Below are 500 nucleotides of genomic sequence, written 5' to 3'. Positions count from 1 at the left end.
AAGCCGTCACGATCTTCATTCATTGAAATTGTGATATCTTCATCGGAATCAAAGCCAGTGATGCCGCCTGCATCCTGAAGCGTTGTCATGTATTGCGTGATCATCGTTTTTACATACTGCAGTCCGTCTTCAGATGCCGGGATATCGCTTCCGCTGCCTTTTCTTGATTTAATTAAGGCTTTCAGCTCGCGTGTTAAATCATTATTCACAGCATCCAGGACACGAACGATTTTGTTCTTCGCAAATTTCTTGTTTTTCTCAGCTGTGAACGTCACGAGTGAGTTAATGTCCTTTTCTACGCTGACGGATTTATCACGGGCGTCGAATGTGAATAAAAATTCACCTTTGCCCAGACGTTCAACAATCGTATCGTGGTCAAGGCGGTGTAACACATCAACTGCGCCTTCGTACTCTACAAATGTAAGTGATTGGTTAAAGGTTGCTCCTGCACTCGCTCCAGCTACCCAAGCTGTTGCTTTGTCCGGTGTAACTTCCGTGCC

At 45.2% G+C, this 500-nt stretch carries 1 protein-coding gene; it reads right to left on the bottom strand.

What is annotated here, in order from left to right; translation table 11 throughout:
* Positions 1-500 (bottom strand): phage tail sheath subtilisin-like domain-containing protein (locus ACWHAR_RS32750; RefSeq protein ID WP_452089132.1); only part of this gene is annotated, 500 nt, incomplete at both ends.

The sequence above is a fragment of the Bacillus sp. LR--39 genome (assembly GCF_053613335.1).
This window is presented reverse-complemented; position numbering and strand designations above follow the sequence as displayed.